Below are 26,138 nucleotides of genomic sequence, written 5' to 3' on the forward strand. Positions count from 1 at the left end.
CGTTTAATACCGGCGAGGTGAACTTACCGGTAAGCAACGGCTTACCATTCACGATCCTCACTGTTTCCTGGTAACGGTCATATACTGATCCGGGCAGCAGGTCTACTTCTCTTGCATTATAACCGCCATATCCCGGAGGCCAGCCCCAATTTAGATCGTGCGCTTTAAACAGCTTCTCCAGCTCTGCGGATTTCCGCGCATTAAATAGTTTATAACCCTCCTCACAAATATCCCTTGGCACTACGCCCTCACTGTCAAAGGTTGCAATGAACTCATCCAGCGTGTACTCGGGTTTTATCACGGCGCCGGCATCAGGTACCGCTTCCGCCAGCACGGCTGTATTACCGGATTCAATCTTCAGTTTTCCCGAAGGAGACTTTACATATTCTATCTCTATATATCCATCCGCTTCCAGTTTTTCCCAATCCCAGGATCCGTCAGATGGGAACTTAAAGCGTGTTTGGACGCCGCCGCCCTCCCAACCGTGCCAGGGGATAATGTCAGCATCTTCGCCTTTGAATGGCAGTTTCTTTTTGATCGTGATCCGTATATACAGATCATAATCCTTCTCCATGCCTTTTAAGGCGCGCGCTTCGTAACTGAACGGCTGGCCGTTTAATACCGGCGAGGTGAATCTACCGGTAAGCAACGGCTTACCATTCACGATCCTCACTGTTTCCTGGTAGCGGTCATATACTGATCCGGGAAGCAGATCTACCTCTTTAAAATTATAACCGCCATATCCCGGAGGCCAGCCCCCGTTGAGATCATGCGCCTTGAACAGCTTCTCCAGCTCTGCGGATTTCCGTGCATTGAACAGCTGATAAGCTTCTTCAGAAATCTCTCTCGGCACTACGCCCTTACTGTCAAAGGTTGCAATAAACTCATCCAGCGTGTAGTCCACCCTTTTAGACCCTGCTACCACTTCCTCAAATGCCTTGGACCTTGCCAACACCTCATCCAGCTGCAGCTCGTCCTTCACCGCCTGCGGAACAGTGGCATCCGCCTCCAGCGCCGCGGCTTCCGCTGCTACCGGTTTAAAGGCTTTGTACACTGCTTCGCCCACTACCTGTGTAATACGGGCTACACAATAGTACTTGTTGGCTGCGGACCACGCATCGAGATATTTATGGGTAGCAGGATATTTATCGCGTATCTCCCTGTATCTTCCTGTGTTCTCGAATAGCCCATGCAGCGCCACTTCCAGGTCTGCCGCAGCCAATACCCATCTCCAGCCTTTGACAGCATTTAATTCGCCTATCCCCAACATTACAAAGGGGATATTGATAGAGAAGCCTGTAAACTGTGCAGACGCCTGGTTTACCCTTTCTTTATACAGCGAGTAAAACCGCATGGCGGAGATCTTCAGTCCATTCGGGTAATCAGACTTCTTATAAATGGTAGTACCGTTAACCTTCAGGTCTTCATGCAACAGTAGTATAACGCTGCTATAGGCGTCTATGGTAACATTACCATTGTAGGCCGGATCGTCATCCGGTAGTATCTCATTGGCAAAGCGGCTGCGGTAATGGAATTGCAACTGGTTCCCGGACATAGCCATGGGCGCGTAATCCACATAGGCCTGCCTATTTAGTATATTATCCAGCCAGGAGTCCTGGGAAATGTAATTGAATACATTTCCGTCCTCCACCGCATGATCTTTTACCTGGCTGTTGCTTTGCAGGTAACTGATCAGCGTATTGAAGAAATCGCTGTAAAGAAGCCCGTGCCCGCCTGCAAATTCTTTATCCAGTATCTCCAGGTAAGCACTATCGTGGAAGGTAGCCAACAGGCTTTCTGCCTGCGTGCTATCCATTTGCGCCATGAGCTTATAGATCGAGCCCGCATGGCCGCCATTGAATTTACCCGGTTCGATGTCTTTTATCAACACTTCCAGCGCCACATTTCTCCTGTCCCATGCCAGCGTCTGGCAATCGTAGTCTGATATATTTGCGACCGCTTTCTCTACCAGTGTCACACTACAGCGCACAGTAAGCGTATCAAAGAAGCTCTTGTCATCCGCATTATGCGCAGTAACGTAATCAGACAGGTCCGTAAGCATTTCCCGGAAGAACAGCGGTTGCTGCGCTTCGTTATCATAGTAACCTGCCAGGCGGCCATCGGCCTCACCGTCTATTTTCGCGCCCCAGATCCCGTTTGATACCCTGTCCGTGATCGTACCTCTTTCTCCCTGAACCAGCTTTTCCGGTTTAGCCCAATCGTCCTTCACGGAGGTGAATGCCGAGAAATATGCCGGGAAGGCTTTTCTTATCTGCGCAATTTTGGAGATATAGATCAGCGAAGGTTTTGCACAATAGCCGGAGGCCATACTTGCCACCGTTTCATCATAGCACCACTGGCAGTCTACGCTTTGAACATTGAGCTTATAGGACAGCTGTTTGCCGTTTGCATCCTTCAATACAGTATTAGCAGCGGAGAAAGGCTGTACCGGGAAATCTATCTCATTCTTAGCGGCAAACGATACTTTGGGATCATATTGCGTAAGACCAGGCGCGGCCAGCTTATAGGCCACCAGCGAGTTTTCACAGGGAAGGGCCATGATCACGCCTTCCAGCTGTTTCGCATCCACCTTATTTTCGTATACAACGCCAGCCGCATTCTTATAAAGCACACTACCGTTAATGGCCGCGCTGTACTTTTCACCCTTCCATTCAAATCCCTGCAGTACGCCGGTGGTCAGGTTATGGGTACCTCTGAAATCGGTAATGCCAAAATGGAAAATAAAGTTGCTGGCTTCTTTAGGCAGGCAAATGTATTGGCCCGCATAGGTCACAAAGGTCCAGGTATTATCCTTATCCAGGAAGCTGGCGGGCAGGCTTTTTACCGTTTGGCTTTGCGATTCTCCATCCCCCTCAAACACGCCCCACACATTCCCCGGGTCATGCACCACATCCCATTGATACTTCAACAACCCATAGCCATCGTTATAATCCATGAGATTATCGGTGCTCCCCTTAGCCAAACCTATCCCTGCGCTGAACGTATGTTCCAACGTGTACGCGCCGTGCCCCGTCTCATGCGCTACCGTACGGCCTATATCCGCTGCCGCCGCGCCTTTTGTAAAGATGAGCCCAAACTGGCTCTGGCGCGGCATCTTACCCAACAGGTCCCCATCCTTCAAAGCCGCTTCATTCACCAGGAACAGGTATACCGCATCATCATCCAGGCTGCGGCCTTTGCTGTAAGCCTGTTTCATGGCCTTTTCCTCGCCGGTGAAATTATTGCTCAGGAAAGCACTCTTTGTATCCTGCAGTATTTGATTATGATCCAGGTCCCAGCTGGTATCACCGCGGAAGCTGTTATCGGTGATTACACTATAATCAACGGCTATTGTATTATAGGCTTGTTGCAGCTTGCTTAAGATCTCCTGCTCCGGCACGGTGGCGCCGCCAACCGGGATCAATACCACTTTATGTTGTAAGGGCGCGTAACTGGCTACCAGCAGTTTACCCAGGCTTTTGTATTTGCTGCTATCCTGGTATACGGCATATACTTCCTGCGCATCGCCCGCAGGGCCGCCGGTAATAGTGACCGTATAGCTGTTACCCTTCCTTTCAACAGGATAGCTAATGCCTTTACCACTTACAAAGCTGATCTTAGCCGCCAGATCTGAAGCGGCATTCTGCAGGGTGGCAATAACGGTTTCCTGCACGCCGGGCGTTATGGCCTTGGCGCTTACGCGGTATTTGCCGTCGGCTAGTTTTTCGTAGCTGGAGTCCAGCACCGGTTTACCGGCATAGCTGTCTTTCCACGCGTCAAAGGCGTATTTGTTACCGGTACCGGCGGCAAAACTTACCATGCCCTTATCCAGGCGCAGCGTATCCAGCGCAGCCAGGGCGGCGGTATTGCCGGCCAGGTCATGATTACGGGCGCCTGCGGCTGTTACATGGCCGTTCTTGTCTATGTTATAGAGGTTACCATCCGCATCTTCTACTACCATGGGCAGGGTTTTGCCCTTGTCCTGGTAGTTGAACACTTCCTGTGGGTTACCGTCTTTATCTGTGAGGGTGATGGTACCAGCCGCGGTATCTACTTTTATCTGCTGCGGGCTAAAGATGTGGAGGTTCGTTTTAATATCCGGCACGATATCGCCGGTTTTCACCTGGCCTACATCATTACCGCCACGCTCCTCTTTTACGGCGTCGCTGGTAAATTTATCGATGCCCTGTGTTACGGCCTGCATCTCTCCTTTTGTCATCACCATGTTTTCGTTGATGGTGATCTTGTTAAAGGTGAGGGACAGGCCAATACCAAAGCCGGGAGTGATAATACGGCCCTTGCCGCTGAATACGCCGTTAGCGCCGCTAACCTCCGTAAGTATTACATCAAAGAAACCATTCTTTACAATATTACCTATGCTGGCGCTGGCCAGGGGTTTTGCATTGGCTGCCGGCGGCGTAGGGCCGCCATCGTTACAGTCAAATGCGCGGGCGGAATCTGTCGTCACTTTTACCAGCTCGCTAAGGGGGCCGTATACGCCGGCTACTTTCCATTGCAGCTGGGCTTCATAAGTGCGGCCCGGTTCCAGGCTGTTGAGGTCCAGGACGGTATCGCGCTGTTTTTCTTCCGTATGCCAGTCAAACTCTACGCCGTCTTTCTTAGCCGCGCGGTATTGGATCCGGTAGGATTCTACATCGTAGAACACGTTCTCCGGCGCCAGCGGCCAGTAAAGGTGTACGGTACGTTCGCCGGTGGCTTTGCCGTAGAATTTGGGCTTGCCAATATTGTTGGCGGTAAAGGGATTGGTACCCAGGTAGGTGAACTTACAGCTCTGGCTAAGGCCCTGGTTACTGAACAGGTCACGGCCGCTTTTATCACGGGCCTGCACTGCCCATACGTATTCCATGCTGTCTATAAGCGCAGGCTCACCGGGCCCATAGACAATGGTATTGCTTTCTGTAACGGTAGTATATAAAGGGCGCGCGCTGCGGAGGATATAATCCGCATTGCTGCCTTTAGGTTTTATTTCATAAAGAGAGAAAACATATTCCGTAGCGCTGTTTGCAAAAGGGCTGGGCGTATTACGACTGCTCCAGTTAAAGGTAAGGAACTGGGGATCGTGTTTTTCCACGCGGCTGCCGCAAACGGGCAGGTTCAGCAAAGGCGGGTCATTCTTCTGGAAGAAGAAGATATTGGCCCCGGTATTACTTACCTGTACCTGCGGACGGTTATAGTCAAACGCGGTAAAGCTAATGCGGTAAGCGCCCTCCGGTAAGGATTTGGTGCGCTCATAATCGTTGGCGCTAAAACCGTTGCTGAATACAATGTTCTGCGTTTGCAGGTAATCGTACAGGTCTGTACCGCCAATGATGGTGGGCACGCCGGCGCTGAGCGTAAGGGCTCTGGGCCGGAAAGTGGGCGCGCTGCGCATGATCACGGCGCCATTCCTCTCTACCGTCATCTGCAGCCGTATATCATAAGAGGGCTGCGTAAGATCGTTCTGCACCAGTATTACGCGCAACTTATCGCTGCCTGGCACGGCATAATCCGGCAGATACACGCTGTAAGGCGGTATGATCTGCGTACTGGCTGTTATAGGGTATTGCCCCTGCGCCTGCGCGGTCTGTTTTACTGTTACAAACAACAGCAGGCATAACAGGTATCTGAATATATAGGACATGCCGGATCTTGAAGTATACATTGGTATCAAAACGAATAGGTATAGTTGATGGTAGTGGTCAGTTCATTATAACCGGGCTGTGAGGCGGCTGCGCCCCGCATAAGCCACATAACGGTAGCGCCGAAATTATGCGTGTGCCGGTTGGGGAATAGCTTTACCTGTTTTCCTTCTCCCGTGCTGGTTGTTTGCTGCCGCGGCTTGGGCGAGTAGTTAAGGCTCAATCCCGTATTGAACAAGGAGCTGGTGGTGCTGCTATTCAGACCCGCTGTTTCTGTAGTGGCCTTTGTGACGTTATAGGTAGCCGTTACCCCGGTACGCAGCGTTTTATCAAAGTACTGTTTATTAACGCTTACGGCAGGGCCCATGAACGTAGTATTCAACCCTGCGGCCGTGTTCTTGTAATAGTTCACGGCCCCTGTCATGGACAATGCCTTGGGCTGCAGGTTATAGGAATAACCAAGGTTAGCCGTAAAGAAACGGCTCAGGCTCTCTACCGCATCTGCCGCCGTGCTTTTATCGCTCGCGTACTGGTAAGAGGTATTTAACGTGATGGCATGCTGCCGCTCTTTGGTGCCGGTACGGTACATGACCATACCGTTATAGGTGTTATTCACCTGGTAAAAATCAAGCGTATCCAGTGGGTTGTTAAAATAAGGATCGATCAGCGGCCGTATGCGGGTATAGTTACTGAAGTTGGAGTATCCGCCGTTAAAGGCCCAATGTTCGTTAGGCGTAAAGCCGGCATTGATATTGGCCACCCAGCGTTTGGTATCGCTTGTCTTGCTATCATCCAGGTTATTTACCTGCATGCCGGCATTGGCGGAGAGGTTCAGCTTTCCGCCCAGCAGCTGCACGGTAGGCGCTACCGTAATATTGCGCATATCATTCACCACATTATAAGCGCCCAGTGTTACAAAATCCGGCGCTACCCGTTCATAACGCAGCTGTACGGTATAAAAGCTGCCGGTATATCCCAGGCCGGCCTGCAGGGCGTCAAAATAGCGGGTGGTGGCGGTAGGCCCCAGCAGTTTGCCCAGCAGGTTGGAGGTGCCCCGGGTGCTGTCGAAATTATCCTTCTCTGCCCGTACATCGCGGTTAAGGGCGGAAATGGAATATTCCATATCTACAAACACCCGGCCTATAAGGGTCTGGCGCACATTAAACGCCACGGCCAGGTTTTCCCTGGGCGTAAGGGTGGCGTCATCCGGTATATAGGGAACAGAGGCTGCATTGTCTTTGGCATGGAACAGGGAAATGCTGTAGGCGTTACCGTTATCCTCATAACCCAGCTTAATACCCTCCCCTTTGCGTTCAAAGGCCGCACGGCTATAACTTTCCGGGCTCAGCACGTCAAAAGGCACCGCTTTCAGCAAGGTGCCATACATGGCGGAGATGCGCCATTTACCAGGGCTCAGCTCCAGCCCTACCCCATCAAACATATGACCGGCCAGCGTATAATTGCTGAACTGCATGCTGGTAGTGCCAAAATAAGCCCTGGCCCATTTATAGGAAGGCGCAAAACGGAACTGGTTAAACGGCTGTGAGTAGTTACGCCCCTGGTTGCTGTAGTTAAAGGAAAAAGGCATATCATACCCAAACAGGTTGATGTTGATATTACCATTGAGATACCAGGCCAGCGGATCGCGCCGGCTTTCAATACCGCTGGCGGTATAGGCCGTGGCGCTGGCGTTAATGGATCCGCTCATGGAAACGCCTTTTTTTACGCCCAGCTGGTCCAGCGCCTGTGACCAGGCATTGGGCGCAGCTGTGAGCATTAAAAAGCTTAATATGGCATAGGATAGGTACCGGTTCATGTTTTTCTTCAATTCTTTTATCTCGTGATAATAAACCGCACGTCCCGGCTTTCGTTTTCTGCAATTACTCTTAATATATAGGCGCCCGGGATCACATTACCCAGCGCAAACTGGTCATCTATCTGCACGCCGGGCGAATACTGTTTGATAGCAGCACGGGCGCCGTTCACATCTATCACATATACCACTACCTGCTGCGATCTGTTCAGCTTGATCCTGAAACGGAAATTGCCGTTGTTGGGATTGGGCGACAGCGTAACCGTATCGATCACATGTACCGGCATAGAATAACCCGGGCCTGCAATAGGATCATACGGACTAATGGAGACCTCTTTCTGCAGCGTATAGGTACAACCGCCAAAAAGGGCTTCCATCCGGATCCAATAAGTACCGGCTGCTGAGAACTTAATAAGCGGGGTACTGCCGTCCATGCCCAGGAAAGTAGCTTCCGGAGCGTAGGTCCAGGTGATATTATCCGGCGCAGGCAGGCTGATATCTTTTATAACCAGTGTATCCGTTGCGTTCTTACGGGTGGCTACCAGGAAGTTCACATATGGTTTTACATTGTTCTTTTGAATGGTCAGGTCTTTGCTGATGGTACAGCCATTGGCATCCTGCACGGTTACTTTATAGTCGCCGGCATCCAGGTGCTCAAAGCTGCCACTGCCCTGCCAAACCCCTTCGTTCAGCATATACTGGTAAGGGGTGGTACCACCTTCTACCGCCGCATTAATAGCGCCATCGCTAACACCGTCGCAGATGGCAGGGGCCGTAGTTTGCAGGGTAAGCAGGTCCGGCTGCTCTACCTGGTAGGTATAGGAATCCCCACAACCGGTACCATCGGTTACTTTAACGGTATACCCGCCGGCGCGCAGCCGCTGAGGGTTAGGGCCGGTAATGCCCGGCGTGGTCCATTGGTAATTATAGTTGCCATCGCCGCCGGTCACATTTACTTTAAGTGCGCCGTTGGTCTCGCCAAAACAGTTTACCGGCGTAATATCTGTAGTTACCGCAATGGCAGGCAACAGGGCTTTAATGGCAGCGGTATTGCCGGCTATACAACCATTGAGGTCCAATACCTGCAGCTTGTAGTTGCCGGCTGATAATGCCTCAAACTGGGGCTGGTTGGCCCAGCCGCCGTTATTGATTGAGTAGGTATACGGCACCCGGCCACCGCTTGCCTCCACGCTGATCTTACCGGTGGGATTAGCGCCACAGAGCAGATCATCTACCTTAGTAACAGTGAGCGCCAGCGGAGCGGCTGCCTGTTTCAACTCCACATTATCCGTTATGATACAACCGCGGCCATCTTTTACTTTGATGGCATAGCTACCGGCGGTTAAACCGGTATAGTTACTGTTGGGCGTATAAGCGCTGTTATTGATACTATATTGGTATCCCGTATAAGCGCCGCCGTTACCACCCGTCACAGCCAGGTCAATAACGCCGTCTGCCAGTCCGTAACAGGAGATCTGTACGCCATTAAAATCAGAAGTGGTGACGGTAGCCTTTAATGCTGCCGCGGGCGCGGTAATGGTAAGGGGATCTGATTCCGTAGAGGAACAGCCCACCGCATCCGTTACCCGTACCTTATAGGTGCCGGGGGCCAGCGGCGTAGTATTATCAAAAGGCAGGAACGCGCCGCCGTTCAGCGAATACTCGCTGGTGAGCGCGCCATTACCGCCATGCGCCTGTATATTGATGGTACCCTTTTCACCAAAACAAACAATGTCGTTGCTTACCACGTTGTCAAGGCTGATGAGCGGCACCAGGGCATTTACCTGTACCGGCAGGGAGATGCCGCAGCTATTGGCATCCCTTACCTGTATAATATAGTTGCCCGCTCCCAGACCGCTGAACACCGGATCTGTTTGCCAGTTGGTATTATCAAGGCTATACTGCAGGCCGCCAGCACCACCGGTGCCCGCCACCGTAATACTGCCGTTAGTAGCCAGCGCGCAGGATACATCCTGTTTGCTTACCAGGGTAATATCCAATGCCAGGGTGGCCTCTGTAAAGTTATAGGTAGCGTTCACCTCGCAACCACGGCCATCCTTTACGCGGATGATATGGCCGCCGGCCTTGATGCGCTCTATACGCGCCGCTGCCGTAAACGGACCGTTATCTATGGCATAGGTATAACCGCTGTAGGCAGCGCCATTACCGCCCGTGGCGGTGATCTCCGCATAACCGTTATCACCGCCTTTGCAGGAAATATTATATCCGCTGTAATCAGACAATGTAGCGGTAAAACTTACCGGCGCTGCAGGCGTAGTGATAGATAGTACATTGCTGTGATCCGTCGTACAACCCTGGCCATCCGTTACCCGCAGGGCATAATTGCCGGCAGGCAGGCTGGCGCCGCTGGTATAGGCTGTTTGGGTAGCCCAGTTGTCTGTACTGGTCCAGTAATTAAATACGCCATCGCCACCGGTGGCAGACAAGGTAATATTACCGGTGGCGCCAAAGCACACAATATCTTTTACTACCGCGTTGGTGATACTTAACTGCGGGTAGCTGTAATTAATGGTGATCGTAGTATCCTTGCTGCAATTGTTCGCGTCCGTTACATGCAGGGCATAGACCCCCTGGGGCAGGTTGCCCATGGGTTGGTCTAACGGCATGGGCTGCCCGTTGATGGTAAGCGTGTAAGGCTCTGCGCCGCCGGATACCGGGGCCAGGATGCTGCCGGTGGCTTGTCCGTAACATTTTATATCCTCCTTGCTGGCATTGAACATGATGGAAGGCTGGGTAAGCCGCACACTACGGGATATTACACAACCGCGGGCGTCCATCACCTTAAAGATATATATGCCCGCAGCCAGGCCGGTAAAGGTGCCGTTTGTCTGCAGGGGCCCTGTATCCAGCTGGTAGTGGTAGCCGGTATAGGGACCACCGTTACCACCGGTAGCTGTAAGGGTAATACGGCCATCCCTCGCATTCATACAGGACACGTTAAATCCGCCATTATACACGGATCGGTCTATCGCAAAATCCAGCTGCCCATCCGGCAGGGAAATATCATAGGTATTGCTGGCCTCCGCGGTACATCCCTTCGCATCTTTTACCTGCAGGGTGTAAGTACCGGGGGTGTATAAACGCGTATCTTTTGTAAAGATGGTATAGTTGTTACCACCGTCTACAGACCAGCCAAAGGAATAATTTGGCGTGCCGCCGGCAGCCGTGATCTCTATGGCAGCGCCTTCATCACAAATAGCCTCTGTTACTTTAACATCAGTGATGGACAAGGCCGGCGGCTCAGTGATCGTTACTTCGTCAGAGGTAACGGTACAACCGGTAGACCTGTTATCGTTTATTATTACACGGTAAGTACCGGGTTTCAGGGCGTCGATCTTAGTATAGGAGCTAAACCAGAATGGATCTGTTACCCAGGCGCCGTTCACCAGTTGTTGCCAGGTATAGCTGTAGAAGGTGGAACCACCGCTTACCAGCGCGATAACCTCGCCGTTACTGGCGCCGTTACAATCAATATCTCTGGTCTGCAGCTGCACCTGTAAGGGGCGGCGCTCGTATACATCAAAAGTTTGCGTAATCTGGTCTGAACAGCCGGGCAGTTGGTTGGTCAGCTTTACGGAGTAACTGCCCGCGGTAAGACCGGTAAAATTACCGGTGGTGGATGTTACCGCGGTACCGCCGGTTTTGGTAAGCGTAAACTGGTAGCTGCCGGAGCCGCCGGCGGCAGTAAACTGCAGGCGGCCATCGTTTCCGCCAAAGCAGGTAACGGAATCGCGGGCGGTGAGCTGTAAAGACAGGGCGGTGGCCGTATTAACTGTTATCGGGCGGCGCACTCCGCCGCATAATGGCTGGTCCACATCCAATATCTCTACAGAGTAATTATCACCGCTAAGGCCGTTAAAAGTATAGCTTTGGTTAGTGGTGATACCGGATTGCTGCAGCAAAGTGGTTGCGCCCCGGTACAGATTGTATCTATACCGCAGGCCGGGCGTCACAGCTGTTACCGTGACGCTGCCATTACCCGGCACATTACAGGTAGGCCTTACAGATGTAACGCTGCCATCGATAATCTTGGGAGATCCTACTTCTATCAAAGCGCTGATGGCGGTGGCATTGCAGGTACCGCCATCGATCACCGCCGCGTAATATTTACCAGCTGGCAGGCCTTGCCAAAACATCGTAGCCCCATTACCAAACGCCTGCTGGCGTACGGTATTATGCGCTTCATTCTGCAGCGTAAAATAATAGCCGTTGGCAGGATTAGAACCAGTGGCGGTTACGCCAATGCTGCCATCCGCATTACCGGCGCAGGTAACGGCTTTTGTTTGCGGGGCGCCGTTATCAGTTACCTGTAACTGGGAAAATGAAGCAACGTCTATGTCAGGAATGGCCGTCATACAGTTGCCTACGGTACCGGAAGGGTTCAGCAACCATAAGGTATAGGTCCCGGCAGCGAGGATAGGCCTTGTTTGCACGCCTGATGAAATGCTCACGGCCCCCAGGCTTTGATCCGGTATTAAGCCACAGTTCTCCAGGTCCGGGTCGCAGGGGGTGGTCACATTACCGGGGCGCACCAGCCAGCGCATATTACCGGTGCCGGTGATATCACTGCCAGCCACCGTTATGCTCGCCGTAGACAGGCCAAAACAGCTCTTTGTTACGATAACCCGGTCAGGGTCTACGGTAGGCGCCGGCGGAGCAATAGTATAAGAGCCCGTTGCTGCGGTATAATTGGAATAATACACTTTTCCCGCACTCGCATACCTTGCCCGGATCCGGCAGCGGAAACGTGCATTGTGCACCGCTGTCCTTATTTCCGGGATCTTATCCGCCGGCTTAAAGTACAAGAGAAAACTAGCCGAACTGGTATCCATCTCCTGCCAGTTACCCGTGTTATCAAGACTATACTCCCAGCACAAAGCCGTAGTTACCACAGCATTTGAAAAGAGGTGCAGATCAGTATTTTCGGAGTACAGCTGCATCTGTTCATTGCCACAAACAGTAGCGGGCGCGGTTACCGTAATATCCCGGGGCGGCAGCATGTCATACGCGAAACGCGCGTTCATACAGCTATACGTTGCATAAGGGCCAAAAAACGGCACATCGGCGCCTGTTCTCCTGATGGGATATAACTGCCCTGCGCTGATGGTGCCGGATCCCCCTGAGCCACAGGACATACCAAACTGCCCAAAAAATGCTACCGGACCTCCCCATAAACGGCCCTGCCCGTCTTCCGGGTCCAGCACCCCATCCGCCAGCTGATAACTTTGCAGGGACGTGACGGTGATATTGGTGGGCGCGTTAAAATCAGTGCCGGGCTGAGAATTGATAAACAGGTTCGTTGTCCGGTTTTGCGCCCGGACGGTGAAACTGCCTGTCATGCCTAAGCATATCAGCAACAGCACCTGTAAAGACCTACGCGTAAAATTATCTCTCATTGCAATGTTTTAAAATTTAACCTCCAGCACCCGGCTCATCTCCGTTTTCACATCCCCTTTCAATACCGCGGTGATCCTGTACCGGTATATATTACCCAGGTGCACCTCTTCATCCGCCCATTCATGCGGGCCTTCGTTCTGCGTAGCATACAGCGTAAAGGGCTCGTTATTTTTTGCGCGGTAAATGCGGTACTGTTTCACATCCTGCAGCGTATGCCGCCAGCTAAGCAATACCTGGTGCTTCCGGTCGTTCACGGTGGCTTTCCAATCCGTGATAGCGGCGCGTTTACCGGTCTCAAACCATACATCGCCGCTTAATTCCCTTGCCTGGTTACCGGCGCCGTCCCAGGCGCTGAGCTCATAGTAATAGGTATTGCCCAGCTGTACGGCGGTATCTGCAAAAGCCTCGCGTTTATTGGTGGAGTCCCAGGCGGCGGCCAGCCCACGGGTACTGTCTTTTGTATTAATACGGTATAGGGTATACTTCACTACATCTGTACTGGCGCTGTTACGCCATTGCAGCACAATAGCGCGCAGGCTGTCAGACCGGAAGGCATTGGTGATCAGCGGTGCGGATGGCGCAATGGTATCCGGTCTTTTGATCTCCAGGAAAGCCGTGTAGTCAGAGGTGTTATAGTTCTTATCCACCGCAATAATGCGGTAGTATACTTTCGAAGTAAGGGTATGCAGGGTAACCGTATCTGTAAACTGCGGCTGCGGCATAATATCCCGGGTTACCTCAATGAACTCTTCTTTAGCGCTATTGGCGCGGAACACGCGGTACCCCTGCAGGTCTTTTTCCCGGTTCTGCGCCCATTGCAGGGTAACAATACCCAGGGAGTCTATTTTGCCCGCCAGGCCGGTAGGCATAGCCGGGGGAATGGTATCTATGATCTGTGCAAAATACGGGAAGGAATAGATGGTCTTCCCGTTTTTAGTAACACCTTTTATACGATAGTAATTAGTGCCCTGGGGCTTCTCATCCACAAATTCATATACCGGCGTTTTAAACGTGGCAATAGGCAAAAACGGCCCTTTACTGTTATCCGCGCGGGTAACCATTACCTGCGACAACTGTTTGGACAGCTTGCCCGGCAACTGCCAGCGCAACGTTATCTGCTTATTATCCTTTACGATGATGGTATCTACAATGGGGCGGTCTGCCACATCCGTAACGCCTGTACCTTCTACCGTTTGCGACCAGGGGCCGTTATCCCCAAAAGGTGTGATGCCCCTTACGCGGTAGCTATATTTTGTTTCGTTATCCGGCAGGGAATCCTGGTAGTAGGAAAAACCAGCCGCATCCGGGCCAGTAGGCAGTATGGGCAGCGGCGTTACCGGGCGGAAATTTTTACCGTCCGTAGCGCGCTCAATAGTATACGCCGTATACAGCTGTTTGCTGTAGCTGGTCAACCAACCCAGGGTAGCTGTTCTGTCCGCACATACAATGGCCAGCTCCTGCGGCCTGACCAGCCGCGTAGGCTCATCCAGCGAAGCGGCAACGATGGCAGTATCAATCACCAGGTTAGCCGGCTGTTTGGCCAATGCAATACGGTATACATAGCGTTCGCCTCGTTTTACATTATGATCTTCCAGGTAAAGACCGGCGCTCTTGGCTACGTCTATAGACATATCGCAGGAGAGCAAGGCCATGGCCATACGCCAGTTCAGCTGATTCTGGTTCTCAAACCAGGCGCCAATACCTTCTTCCGGTCTTATCTTCTCTACCTTGTCGCCATACAGCATTTCTGCCACCACGGCAATACGCGGCTCCTGCTGGGCGGCTGTTTCCATCTGGAACAGCGTATAGGGCGCCAACGGCCTGGGCGTAAGCAGTACAGGCTTAGGTTGTTCTATCAACTGGCCGTTGGCGGCAATGGTGAAACGTTCTACCGTATAGCCATATTTGTTACCCATTTCCCAGGCTACATAACTAGCCGGCGACCAGCGCAGCCGGATGGTCCTTTTATCTGGCTGGGCATCGGCCACACCCACAATACGGTGCTCCTGCTGGGCAGCAGCATCCGGCAAACCAACCAGCAACAACAGCAGCAAAAACAGGGCGGAGGATAGTATGCGGTACATGGATGTTATAATTTGTAGTAAATGTTTTTAGTGACGGACGAGGTGATCTTGTTAACGCCGGGCAGGTTATACCGCAGCTCCACGGGATAGTTCATATTGCCATCCGGGTCCGGGAAAAGGCTTACCAGCAGGCGTTTTATGGCTGCTGATGCGCCGCCGCCATTAATATACAGGCGGTTGGCCTTATTCAGCAGCTCATGATAATCATCATTCGCCACCATGGACACATAATACATAAAGCGGCTGGCGCCGGGCTTTGACTGGGCAAATCCGCCGGTGATATCGGCGTCCATCAGCTGGTACAGCGAGGCGTCGTTATTATATAACTTCACCGCGCCCAGGGGCGGCACGCCGCCGGTAGCGGCCGTATCGCGGGATACCGTGAGCGAGGGATGGAAGGGATAACCATTATATAATAAGGGCAGTATTTTATTCTGCAGCCAGCTGTTATTGGTACCGGCCCGTAACTGCACCAGGGGCCGGGTGGCAAACACCGCATCGCCCTGGATCTCGAACTTGTCAAATGTTTCCGGCACAATAAACCGCTGGCCAATAACGGTAACAAGACCGGTAGCCACATCCCATATATTTTCCCCTTCGCCGGCCGCGTTCATTTTTTCGGTAAAGCTGCTATAGCGGCTGGTGCGGAAACTATAGCTGATCACCTCTTTGCTGATACCGGATACGGCGTTGCCTTTTAAGGTAGTTTGCGTGATGGTGGTGGTATCCCCATCCGCAGAGATCCCGGTTTGCGCCTGCCTGGTAACATTATTACCGGCCGTCTCCCCATCCCGCGAAGTACGCATGATATTAAAGGTGTAGATCGTTTCTTTGGAAAGATTATCCGGCATCAAGAAATTCAGCTGGGCAGCGTTTTCATCATAGCTCAGCTTTACCGGTACCGGGGCGCCGGTAGCCGGCGTAAGGGCCGCGGTGACCTGCCATTTCTTGCCCTTCGCATCTACGGGCCGGAACAGTTCCGGTATGCCACGCTTTAATTTAATATAGCCGCTGCCGTATTCCTTTGGCAGGAAATTGAACTGCCGTTTTACCGGGTAGGCATAGGCCACATTATCCCAGTCAATATGATCCGGCGATTCACCGGTAGTGAAAGTAGCGGCTTTGGTTTCGTAATCTGTTTGTTTACTGTCATTCTGCAACGCATCCCAGGCCGCGCCGTTCTGCCTTTCTATATGGATCTTAGCAGCAGCGGTGAGCGTGCTTAACGGCGGCAGGATATCGCGCAGGGTGAGCGCGGCGGAGTTACCATCCGCGCTGATCTCCGTAGCGCCTTTTATTTCCGCGCTGCCGTTCATCAGTTTCAGCTCATCCAGCTGTATGCGGTAAGTGGCCACTTCGTCAAACTCATTGAGCATGGAAAAAGGTTTGGCCACCGGTATATTAAAGGCCACCTGCGGCGTGGCAAACACGCTTACATCCGTACCCTTGTCATCCGGTTTAATATCGCTGATGACCATGATATTCAGCTCTTTGGCGCCTACGATCTCACATTGTGAGCCCAGCTCTACCCTGATATTGGCGTTGCCTTTAATAAGGCCGCCCAGCACCGCGTACTTAACGCCTACATTGCCGCTGAACCAGCTGGGGTTAGGCAGCTTGGCCTGCAGCAACACGGCGGCGGCGAGGGAGGCAATGGAGAAACCGCGTTTTTTACCAAATACCTTTACGCGGATGCCAACATCCCCTTTCAGGAATACATAGGCCTGGCCCGCGGCATACCAGCCATTTAAACCGATCACGCTGTTGCTGCCTTTACAACGCGCCTCGCCATAATCCCGTAATAATATATCTGTACCGGCGCCAATGGCAAACTCGCCATATACGCCATAATCGAATTTAAAACCTGCTTTAAAATGCGCGCCAAAACCAAACCCTTTACCGGTGCTCATGGTATTTTCCATGGCCATGAAATTGGTATTGATATTGTCAAACAGCTCGCTTACTTCCTGCGGCGGCGGTGGCATATCTTCCACATGGCTGCCCATCATGAAATAGGATTTCACCTCTGCCAGGCCGGCAATGGACAGGCCAAACATCTGCGAAGGACGGCCTATATAGAAATACCAGTCATCCTGGCCAATATGCAACGCCGCCTCTCCCACCAGGCCATCCTCATTGATACCTTTGAGGATGCCGGCTATGTTTACATAGGTTTTCATATTGGCGTCGAACGTACTGTTCACATTATCATAGCGCATCTTAAACTGCACCCATACCGGCGCGGTCTTATCCGCCGCCGCATCCTGCTGGCTGCTGGCCTTTATAGGCAAATGCACCACATAACCGGCGCCGTCAAACTGGGCATAGCGGAAACCGCCGTCTGTACCAAACTGTACTTCCAGGGCCACATTCACATTTACCACCATCTGTTGTACAAATGCCATAGATACGCCGCCCATAAAACCAAGGCCGGCTTCTTTTACCGGCACATACTGGAATACCTCGGTGAGGTCTTTCATGCCGCCGTTTTTATCCATAGCATTACGGGTGCTGTAAGGATCAAAATTGGAAGGCCTTTCCATATGGTAAGACATGCCGCCCATTAACCCGGTGAGCTGCAGCATGGGCGGTATGGGAATGGTAACCCCAATATAGGCGTCTACATGCCAGTAGCGGTAATCATCCTTAGAACCAAAATAGGCCGTGGCCTTGGCTTTGGGGATGGGCCCCGGTATGGAGAAATCCAGGTAACCGCGGAAGCCATTGCCATACACCGGATGATTGTCGAAAATGCTGAGGATCCCGTGCAGTTTAAACGCGGTAACCTTTACTTCCAGGTCAATATCATTGATGGTTACCTTATCCAGGGACCAATGCGTGGTGATTTTCTCCACCGGGCTCCCACCCACCGTAATGGTCTGGGTTTCCTTATCCTGTTTGGCCGTTACTACAAAGGAAGTGGCAGCTGCGAAGCCTTTGTCCTTTGAATCCATAAAGCTGAGCCTAACGGTACCGCCTACCCCGATCTTACCTTCGGAAATACCAATATGCAGGCTGTCAAAACCAATAGGGAAACCGCTCATTTTAGAGCTGCCGCCGCTGTTGGTGATATCAAAAGCGCCGCTGTGCACATAAGGGCTTTGGGTAGAAAGGGTCAGATCCTGGAAAGCGATGTTATTGACATTCAGCACGCTTTTGTTAAGCGTTACCTTTCCGTTCAGGGTGGCCACCGGCAGAAAATCCTTTTCTGTTTTGGACACTTCTATACGGGAGTTCTTATTAAGGGTGATGGTACCGGCAAAGAACTCATAGTTTTTATCCGCGGTGGTATTGATCGCAAATGAGTAATAGGTGTCGTTGCCCCGCATGCTCACGGAGGCGGCATAACCCAGCGGGTCTTCGCCCAGGAAACCGATCTTCATCAGGCCGCCCAGCTCTCCGCCGTTCAGTTTATTCTTGCTAAAGCTAAGGCCCACTTTATCTATGGACAAGGGCCAGCCGCCGGCGCTGGCTTCGCCCAGCGCGACGATATTGGTGGCGGTGATAGTGCCGCTAACACCCTGGTCATCTATAATAAAGTTCTTTACCGTTACCGCCGGCCGGCCTTTTTGGGTGGCCAGCTGTTTGGGCAGGCCCACTTCCATTTCCTGGAGGTAGAAGCCGCGCCACAGCAGCGGACTGCCGGCATCTTCCAGCATATCCTTGGAGGGGGTGAAACCGGCGGGGTTGGCCAGATCGCTCATATCCGCCACGGCGTTCTTTACTTTAAAGCTAAAGTCCTGCAGGCCGGCAATATGAAAAGCCGGTATGTCTACCGTGGCCATGAGGTTGCTCAGATCCGTTACATTTACTTTCAGCGCCGCCCTCACTTTATCCGCGGCCTTATCTTCCGGCTGCAGCCAGGTTTTGTCAAACTCGAAGGTAGCGTTGATATTGGCGTCCTTAAAGCCTTTACAGTCCCATTCCACATAGTTGCTGCCATCCCCGGGAAAAACCAGGTCCAGGTGCTCATTCAGCGGAATATCCTTGCCTTTGAGCAGCACCAGTTTGGTAGACTTGCCTGCGCCTATGCCGCCGGGCGTAAATGCGATATCCTTGCCGCCAAAGATCAGTTCCGCTGTGGTGCCGGGAAACGTAAACCGGAAATAGGCATTGAAAGAAGCGCCGGCGGGCGTTACCCGTGCGCTATCGATAGCGATCACGTAGGTCTTTCCATTGATCTCACGCACCAGGCCCACGGGCAGCTCTCCCATTTCTTCGCTGGTAAGGGTGCTCAGGAAACGGCTTTTCTCCTTTATTCTATTGTAAAGCGCAGTAATGTATCCGTCTATATCGCTGGTCTGTGAAGTATCTACCGGGTTTGTCCATGCAGCGGCTGCGTAACCGGGTTTCCAACAGGTTAACAAAACCACCAATATCACCATCCAAAGCGCGGGCATAGGGCCGCAAATTTTTATTCGCATGCTGTCTTAATAAAGATATATCCCCCCAAAACAAGGGCTCAATTAAACAGCAAAAATATATTAAAACGTCATAATGTAAATATTATTATAATGCGTATAAATGTAATAATAATATAAAACCCACGTAACCATATTGTTACGTGGGTCTTTTTTTTGAAGAGGCCGCTGCATAGGCACTTATTTTAGCGGCGGCTTCGCATGATTATCGTAGGCCGGTTGCAGTTACACCGTTTGAGTAAATATCCTGTGTATTGCATCGTAACTGCTTAGCAACGTTACTGCAACTGCATTGCAACGTTACTCCCTACCACCAGATGCGGGGTAGCGTTACCCTGCCACGCCTTGGTACCCTTTCACAGCCGCAGCAATTTCAATGTGTTTACCACCTGTTTTGTATCCTCATCGTAGATCGTTAGCATGTATACGCCACTGCCGGGGCTTGCCGGGGTGATGATAGCCCTTGTTTGTCCGGTAATACGCTGATTCAGTACCGGGCGGCCCTGCTGATCATACAATGATAAGATATACCTGCCGGCTGGCGACAGGCCTGTTACGGTAAACTGCTGGCTAAAGGGGCTGGGGAATGCGGTAAGCGTTCCTTTCTCCGGCAGCCCGGTCATCTTGGCGGCAAAAGCCTGCTGCAATGCGCCATTAATGATGAAGCTGCGGGAAATGCTGATCGTATCCAGCGGGTGCCAGAAAGTGACCTTCAGCTGATGGGCGCCGGGGGTATAAGCCGCCGGGTCTATGATAAATGTGTTATCCGGGTTCACCGGCAGCACGGTAGCGCCATCTACCACCACGCTCACCTCCGTATGCCAGCGGGTGGCCGGATAATTGGCAATAAGGATCGTATCCGGGTCACCGGCAACGCTGTATTGGGCCTCCAGGGTACGCAGGATAGGCGGTGTGCTTAATACCGGGTAGATCTGTAACGCCACAGAGGTATCATACTTCGTATACGTAAGCCCGTTAAATGCCTTCCATTGCAGCGTATCTACGCCTACGATGCCGGGATTGGGCGTATATTTCATACTATCCAGCTCTGCCCGGGTGATCACGTTGCTGCGCCCCCAGAATACCACGTCTCCTTTTACCGTAAGGCGGCCAAACCGCGGCTGGGAAGTGATCTGGACACTTTCCAGCTGTCCCGGCCCGGTATGCGGCCCGTTATAATGATTGATAAAATCATTGGCCGTAAACTGGATAAACGTATTCGTGAAGGCCTGTTTGCTAAACGGCGTAATATTCTGATCCAGTAAGGTATCCGTGGCAATCAGGTACAAGATGCTATCCTGACGCATGTACCAGCGGTCACTGTTCAGGTAAACCTTGTGGCTGAGATTAGTGGTAATAAGCCTTGGGCTGCTATCGCGGGGAATATAATACAAGCCGCCGGGATTGAGGGCTTTTGTGACCATCAGGTCCCCATTGGGCGCAAGCCCTTCTATAAATGTCATGGCAAAATCGTTATACTTACCGCCCAGCTCTTCAAATGCTACGCGTGTATTGCCGGTGGAATCCCGCAGATAAGTAAGGGTATGCGCAAATCCCCCGCCTTCCCGCTCCCTGTACACCCAGGCGGTATAACCATTACTGATGGCCTGCTGTTCCTCATAAAGGTTTTCATCTGTGGCGGCCGTCTGACCAAGTGTATCAATGGTGCTTCCGTTGTAGAGGGAAACAATGGCACGGCCCTGTAATGCCGATAAGAACAGTATCCGGCCCTCATCCGGCATGGGAAAATTGAGATACAGGGGTCCTAAGCCCGGCGTGCTGAGCACGGTAGTAATGCTGCCATTTTCGTATTTATAGAGCACATGATCTTTAGTGAATACCACCATGCCTTCTTTTGACACATTGGTTTTCGTCTCATACATATCTGTGCTTATACTATCGGCAATTAAAACATTCTGTTTAGTGACCAGGTTCCTTAGATACAGGGCGCCAAAGGCCGGGCCGGGTCCCTGGCTGGGCCCCTGGATGCGCAGCCAGCTCACGTAATTGCCCGCCACCTTTACCATATCAGCACTTGGGTCTACCAGTGTTAAGGCGCCCTGGTTCCATTCATAAATGGCAACGGAATGGAAGGCATCGCCGGGGTAGGTAGTAAGAATTGCGCCGGTGGGCGTGCTCCATACATCGGCTTTTTGACCACCAAGCGGGATCAATGTGTCCGTATGCTGCTGCACATTGATAAGACGGTAAGTAGAATCCTTTGCGATCAGCAGGTGATCATACTTAAAATCACGGATAGTATAACCGGTGGGCGCTGTATAGTACCGGGACAGCAACGGGTTATTATCATTATTCTGGGCAAAAAGGTATTGCTGGCATAATAATACCAGTAACAAGAGGGGGTAGCGTTTTCTCATGGTTAATCCGGGTTGATAGATTGAGCAATAGAATAGATTATAAATATAATATTCCCCCGCTGCGCCGCAATTGCTTGTTCTATGTATAAATAAAGTAAAAGGCGGCGCAATTGTTTACTTAAACAAGTATAAACATTGCACCGCCTTGCAAAGGCTTATGTTAAGGGAAAATTACCTTTTTACGGCTACGGTATTTATCAGCTTACCGATGGGCTCAATCGTGATCTCCACCACATCCCCTTCCTGCAGGGTAAACCCGCTGTCCGGCACCAGGCAGGTGCCTGTCATCAGGTAGCAGCCATCGGGGAAACTGCATTCGCGGAACAGGAATTCCGCCAGCTCCTCATGCGTGCGTTTCATCTGGCTGATAGGCACCGCGTCTTTATACTGCTGCTCGCCCGCGCGGAAGATCTGCATCTGGATAAGCGTATCTGAAGCAATGGGATTTTCCGGCACCATCAGGCAGGGGCCAATGGCCGCGCTGCGCTCATATACCTTGGCCTGCGGCAGGTACAGCGGGTTCTCTCCTTCTATGCTGCGGGAGCTCATATCATTACCAATAGTGTAGCCCTGGATAGCGCCGGTGTTATTGATAAAAAGCGTTAATTCCGGCTCCGGCACATCCCAGGTGGAATCTTTGCGGATATGCACATTATGCCCATGCCCTACCGCGCGGCGGGCGGTGGATTTAAAGAACAGCTCCGGTCGCTCTGCTTCATATACCAGGTCGTAGAAAGTAGCGCCGCCGGAATCTTCTGACTCTTCCATACGGGCTACCCTGCTGCGGTAGTAGGTAACGCCTGCAGCCCAGATCTCCTGCAGCCCGATAGGCGGCAACAGGTGTTGCCGGATGGCGGTTTCCACATCTTTAGCGGCAGGCTGGCCTTCAACGGCAGCCTGCAGGTGTTTAAAAAGATGCGGCGTATTCACCAGGGCGTCCCAATCCTGTTCAATATGCGTATAACGGTCACGGTAGAATGCAAACACGCCGTCTGTTGTGTTATAAAGCAGAAAGTATTCCATATCTTTTGTTTCAGTTTATATCCTATTTCATGCCAGCAATTTCGCTGATAGAACGTTTAAAGAGTTGTTGTGCCAGGGAGTCCATGACGGCCTTCTCCCCTTCCAGGTGCACCGTGGTCTGACGGTATACCATAGAATCACCCGGCGCCAGCGGCCTTGCGGCTGAAGAGGATTCCAGCTCATAGAAAGGCCCCATCTGCGTACCATCTGCCAGCGGACCATCGTTATAACAATTGGCCACATCTCCTTTATAAGGTTCTTTTTGTTGTTCCCATTTGGAGTTTACATAACGCCCGCCGGGCTGTATGCTAAAGAGGATAAGGGTGATAGCCCCGCTTTCCGTATCCACGCTGCCAGACATGGGCAGGGCCACTTCCGGCGCCAGGCCTATCTTGCCCCGGTGACGGCCATCCGCCTTCATGAGCAGGATGCTGTCCTTTACCTGGAGATAATCCGGCGGGATCTTGCCAAAATAATCGTCGTGGATACCGGCATGCGCATCCGGCCCGCCTTTAAAAGGCACTACGATCATGGTCTTATCAGAAGGCGTATACATGCCCAACAGCCAGATGGACAAGAGACCGGTACTTTCCTGCCAGGCCTTACTACCCTTATTCACGAGTGTATTTTCTGTTTGATAGGCCACTGCTTTTACGCCTGCGGGCAGATCGATATGCAGCTGCGCGGGCAGGGTCTCTTTTTCCAGCAGGCGGATGCTGCGGGTAATGCCTACATTGAATGTGGTACCGGCATAGTTCGTTAACGTACCCTCTTTCACGTAGGTCACGGCATCACCGCTTTGATCACGCAGCTGAAAAACAGCGGTATCGATAAGACCGGGCGTTTGCCAGGTATCAAAATTCATAGGCTTGCCGGACGGGAAGAACAGCCCGTACTGGCCGCCCTCCGGCCCCAGCCAGAAACGCTCTTCGCCGCCATAGGCATTAATATGCGGGTTATATTTACCGGAGGAGATAAGCTGGTAGTTCAGCCATCCATAGCTTTTGCCGGCAAGGCCATTGGCGCTGCTGGTCATTACGCGGGCCTGGTAACTGCCGGTAACGGCTACCATGCCGCTGTCTGCCGCATGCTGCAACAGTATCACATCACCCGGCTGACGGCGCAGAAAGGCCACATCATCACCAAAAGTATTGCCGCCCTGCGGCGGTTGTGTGGATTGTGCCGGTGGTTTTGTACCGGACTGACAAGCGAATAAACCCAGGAACAGGCAGTAGTGAACAAACCTCATATTAATTACTAATTACGAATTACTGATTACGAATGAAATGCAGCGGATATGGTTCCGCGTGCTGTGGGATATTTGTTTTTCATGTTAGGGCTGCAGATGTTTTGCAGCCGTGGAATTTTTATCCCATTAAAATACTAATTAAATTGAATGGCAGGCATAATTTTTAATCCGCCGCCGCTTATCCCAATTACTGGCGCATATGGCCGGTTATTTGTAACTTATATAACAACATATCATCTCCTGTTGCCATGCCCGTTAAACCGGTGCTTTATATTATCCTGTTACATGCTTTTTTGCTGCCGGCAAGCGCCCAGCAGGTGCGGCTGGTTACGCTGGATGAGCTGGAACGGCGGTTTACCGCGGGCGGCGATACCACGTATGTGATCAATTTCTGGGCTACCTGGTGTGGCCCCTGTGTGGATGAGCTGCCACATTTTGAAAAGTTCCGGCAAACCTTCAAGGACGAGCCTGTAAGGGTATTGCTGGTAAGCCTGGATGCGCGGTCCAAACTACGGGGACAGGTACTGCCTTTTGTGAAGAAAGCCAGGCTGCAGAACGAGGTGATACTTTTAAACGAAACAGATCAACAGCAATATATAGATCGCATTAGCCCGGAATGGTCCGGCAGCCTGCCTGCCACCCTTTTTGTCAACAAAGGCAAACAACTGCGCCGGTTGCAGGAAAGGGAATTCACCTATGACCAATTGGTAGCAACGTTCCGATCACTAAAATAATACCGTTATGAAACGCTTACTCATGCTCTCTTTACTGGCGCTGGCGCTGATGGCCCTTGCGCAGGAAACAGGTTACCAGGTAGGCCAGGTGGTAACCGATTTCACCCTTAAGAATACAGATCAGCAAACCGTATCGCTGGCCGGCTATCCGCAGGCCAAAGGTTATATTGTGATCTTTGGCTGTAATACCTGCCCCGTATCCCGCGGATACGAGAACCGGATGGTAGCCCTGCAGGATAAGTTTGCGGCCAGGGGCTACCCGGTGATCATGATCAACCCCAATGACCCCGAAGCCCAGCCGGGGGAATCTTTTGAGGATATGCAGCAGCATGCGCAGAAAAGCAAGCTGAACTTCCCCTACCTGGAAGATCCCGGACAGGTGATCACCCGGCGTTTTGGCGCGCTGCGCACGCCGCATGTATTTGTATTGCAAAAGACCCCAAAGGGGAATGTAGTGGCTTATATTGGCGCTATAGACAATGACCCGGATAATGGGAATAACAGTAAGATCAATTATGTGCAGAATGCGGTAACCGCTTTGCTGGCCGGGCAACAGCCGGAGGTAACGTTTACCAAGGCGGTAGGATGCGGGGTGAAGAGCAGGAGGAGTTAACATTAAAATGCAAAGGTCCATCATGCCATAGACTATCCTTTACTATGCACGATGGACCTTGTATATGGTGAGTAAGCTGCTTAGAAATTCCAGCCGGCTTTCAGGCCAAAGAAGCTCATATTGCCGTCTTTGAACCACATTTCATATTTGGCCTGCAGGTCAAAGCCTAATACGCGCAAACCTAAGCCGGGAGAAAAGATAGCAGCGGTGGTCTTATTGTCGCCGGTAATATTGGCAACGCCGCCTTCTGCTTTCAGATACAGCAGGGGCAGGAATTTATATTTCAGGCCCAAACGTACGGGAACAGCATTCAGGGCATCATACTTGGCAGAGCCCACGCCCGGAACGTCGAAAGATTTACCGCCAAAACGCATATAGCTTACGGAACCGGTTACGCCCAGGCCGGCTATCAATTTAATATCTGCTCCCAGACCAATACCGTAGCCGGTATTATAGACATCCTTCATGTCGCCAACCGGGAATCCTGCTTCCACAAACGGGCCGATACTGAATCTTTTCAATTGTGCGTTGGAAATGCTGCTGGTCGCGCAGAGGATCAACAACATGCAAGTGATGGTAGAAAGGATCTTTTTCATCAAACTGTTTTTTACAGGAAAGGTTATTATAAATTTTATGTAAATGTAAGTAATTATTTAATATTATAGATACGGGAATATATCCCCCTTTAACGAGGACGGCCCAACGCCCATTCAACCATTCCCTGTTAATAAGTGTTAACTGATTAAACTATCCATGGGGCCGCCCG

The 26,138-nt window shown here is 51.7% G+C and carries 11 protein-coding genes; 2 read left to right on the plus strand and 9 right to left on the minus strand.

The genetic code is table 11. The features are described from left to right. The 8 genes from F0L74_RS21045 to F0L74_RS21080 all read right to left on the minus strand — a co-directional run. The coding region (locus tag F0L74_RS21045) for a hypothetical protein (RefSeq protein ID WP_188316097.1) at positions 1 to 5,641 on the minus strand (5,641 nt) is incomplete at its 3' end. Between the two features lie 26 nt (positions 5,642 to 5,667). Beyond that, complete coding sequence (locus F0L74_RS21050; RefSeq protein WP_149839887.1) at positions 5,668 to 7,455, minus strand: hypothetical protein; 1,788 nt, start codon at positions 7,453 to 7,455, stop codon at positions 5,668 to 5,670. Between the two features lie 17 nt (positions 7,456 to 7,472). Then, positions 7,473 to 12,869: a T9SS type A sorting domain-containing protein gene (locus F0L74_RS21055; RefSeq protein WP_149839888.1), complete on the minus strand. Its 5,397-nt coding sequence runs from the start codon at positions 12,867 to 12,869 to the stop codon at positions 7,473 to 7,475. A 9-nt stretch (positions 12,870 to 12,878) separates the two neighbouring features. Beyond that, positions 12,879 to 14,954, minus strand: coding sequence for a fibronectin type III domain-containing protein (locus tag F0L74_RS21060; protein WP_149839889.1), 2,076 nt, complete (start codon positions 14,952 to 14,954; stop codon positions 12,879 to 12,881). 5 nt (positions 14,955 to 14,959) lie between these two features. Further along, a complete protein-coding gene (locus F0L74_RS21065) occupies positions 14,960 to 19,354 on the minus strand; it encodes a hypothetical protein (RefSeq protein ID WP_149839890.1) in 4,395 nt (1,464 codons plus the stop codon). 377 nt (positions 19,355 to 19,731) lie between these two features. Continuing rightward, positions 19,732 to 21,753, minus strand: coding sequence for a T9SS type A sorting domain-containing protein (locus F0L74_RS21070; protein ID WP_149839891.1), 2,022 nt, complete (start codon positions 21,751 to 21,753; stop codon positions 19,732 to 19,734). 171 nt (positions 21,754 to 21,924) lie between these two features. Beyond that, positions 21,925 to 22,776, minus strand: coding sequence for a fumarylacetoacetate hydrolase family protein (locus tag F0L74_RS21075; RefSeq protein ID WP_149839892.1), 852 nt, complete (start codon positions 22,774 to 22,776; stop codon positions 21,925 to 21,927). 22 nt (positions 22,777 to 22,798) lie between these two features. Beyond that, positions 22,799 to 24,025: a DUF6786 family protein gene (locus F0L74_RS21080; RefSeq protein WP_149839893.1), complete on the minus strand. Its 1,227-nt coding sequence runs from the start codon at positions 24,023 to 24,025 to the stop codon at positions 22,799 to 22,801. Between the two features lie 248 nt (positions 24,026 to 24,273). Between F0L74_RS21080 and F0L74_RS21085 the strand changes: the two genes are divergently transcribed. Continuing rightward, positions 24,274 to 24,759, plus strand: a complete 486-nt coding sequence (locus F0L74_RS21085) for a TlpA disulfide reductase family protein (protein WP_149839894.1) — start codon at positions 24,274 to 24,276, stop codon at positions 24,757 to 24,759. A gap of 7 nt (positions 24,760 to 24,766) precedes the next feature. Next, on the plus strand, positions 24,767 to 25,372 hold the full coding sequence (locus tag F0L74_RS21090; RefSeq protein WP_149839895.1) for a thioredoxin family protein: 606 nt from the start codon (positions 24,767 to 24,769) through the stop codon (positions 25,370 to 25,372). 80 nt (positions 25,373 to 25,452) lie between these two features. Here F0L74_RS21090 and F0L74_RS21095 read toward each other — a convergent pair whose 3' ends face one another. Further along, a complete protein-coding gene (locus F0L74_RS21095; protein WP_246197782.1) occupies positions 25,453 to 25,968 on the minus strand; it encodes a hypothetical protein in 516 nt (171 codons plus the stop codon). Between the last annotated feature and the right edge of the window lie 170 nt (positions 25,969 to 26,138).

The organism is Chitinophaga agrisoli, from assembly GCF_008386695.1.
Taxonomy (GTDB): domain Bacteria; phylum Bacteroidota; class Bacteroidia; order Chitinophagales; family Chitinophagaceae; genus Chitinophaga; species Chitinophaga agrisoli.

Bases quoted from the DNA above. Each gene is read 5' to 3' on its own strand.
- F0L74_RS21080 (WP_149839893.1), bottom strand. From the start codon at position 24,025: ATGAGGTTTGTTCACTACTGCCTGTTCCTGGGTTTATTCGCTTGTCAG.
- F0L74_RS21065 (WP_149839890.1), bottom strand. From the start codon at position 19,354: ATGCCCGCGCTTTGGATGGTGATATTGGTGGTTTTGTTAACCTGTTGG.
- F0L74_RS21075 (WP_149839892.1), bottom strand. From the start codon at position 22,776: ATGGAATACTTTCTGCTTTATAACACAACAGACGGCGTGTTTGCATTC.
- F0L74_RS21070 (WP_149839891.1), bottom strand. From the start codon at position 21,753: ATGAGAAAACGCTACCCCCTCTTGTTACTGGTATTATTATGCCAGCAA.
- F0L74_RS21060 (WP_149839889.1), bottom strand. From the start codon at position 14,954: ATGTACCGCATACTATCCTCCGCCCTGTTTTTGCTGCTGTTGTTGCTG.
- F0L74_RS21085 (WP_149839894.1), top strand. From the start codon at position 24,274: ATGCCCGTTAAACCGGTGCTTTATATTATCCTGTTACATGCTTTTTTG.
- F0L74_RS21090 (WP_149839895.1), top strand. From the start codon at position 24,767: ATGAAACGCTTACTCATGCTCTCTTTACTGGCGCTGGCGCTGATGGCC.
- F0L74_RS21095 (WP_246197782.1), bottom strand. From the start codon at position 25,968: ATGAAAAAGATCCTTTCTACCATCACTTGCATGTTGTTGATCCTCTGC.
- F0L74_RS21055 (WP_149839888.1), bottom strand. From the start codon at position 12,869: ATGAGAGATAATTTTACGCGTAGGTCTTTACAGGTGCTGTTGCTGATA.
- F0L74_RS21050 (WP_149839887.1), bottom strand. From the start codon at position 7,455: ATGAACCGGTACCTATCCTATGCCATATTAAGCTTTTTAATGCTCACA.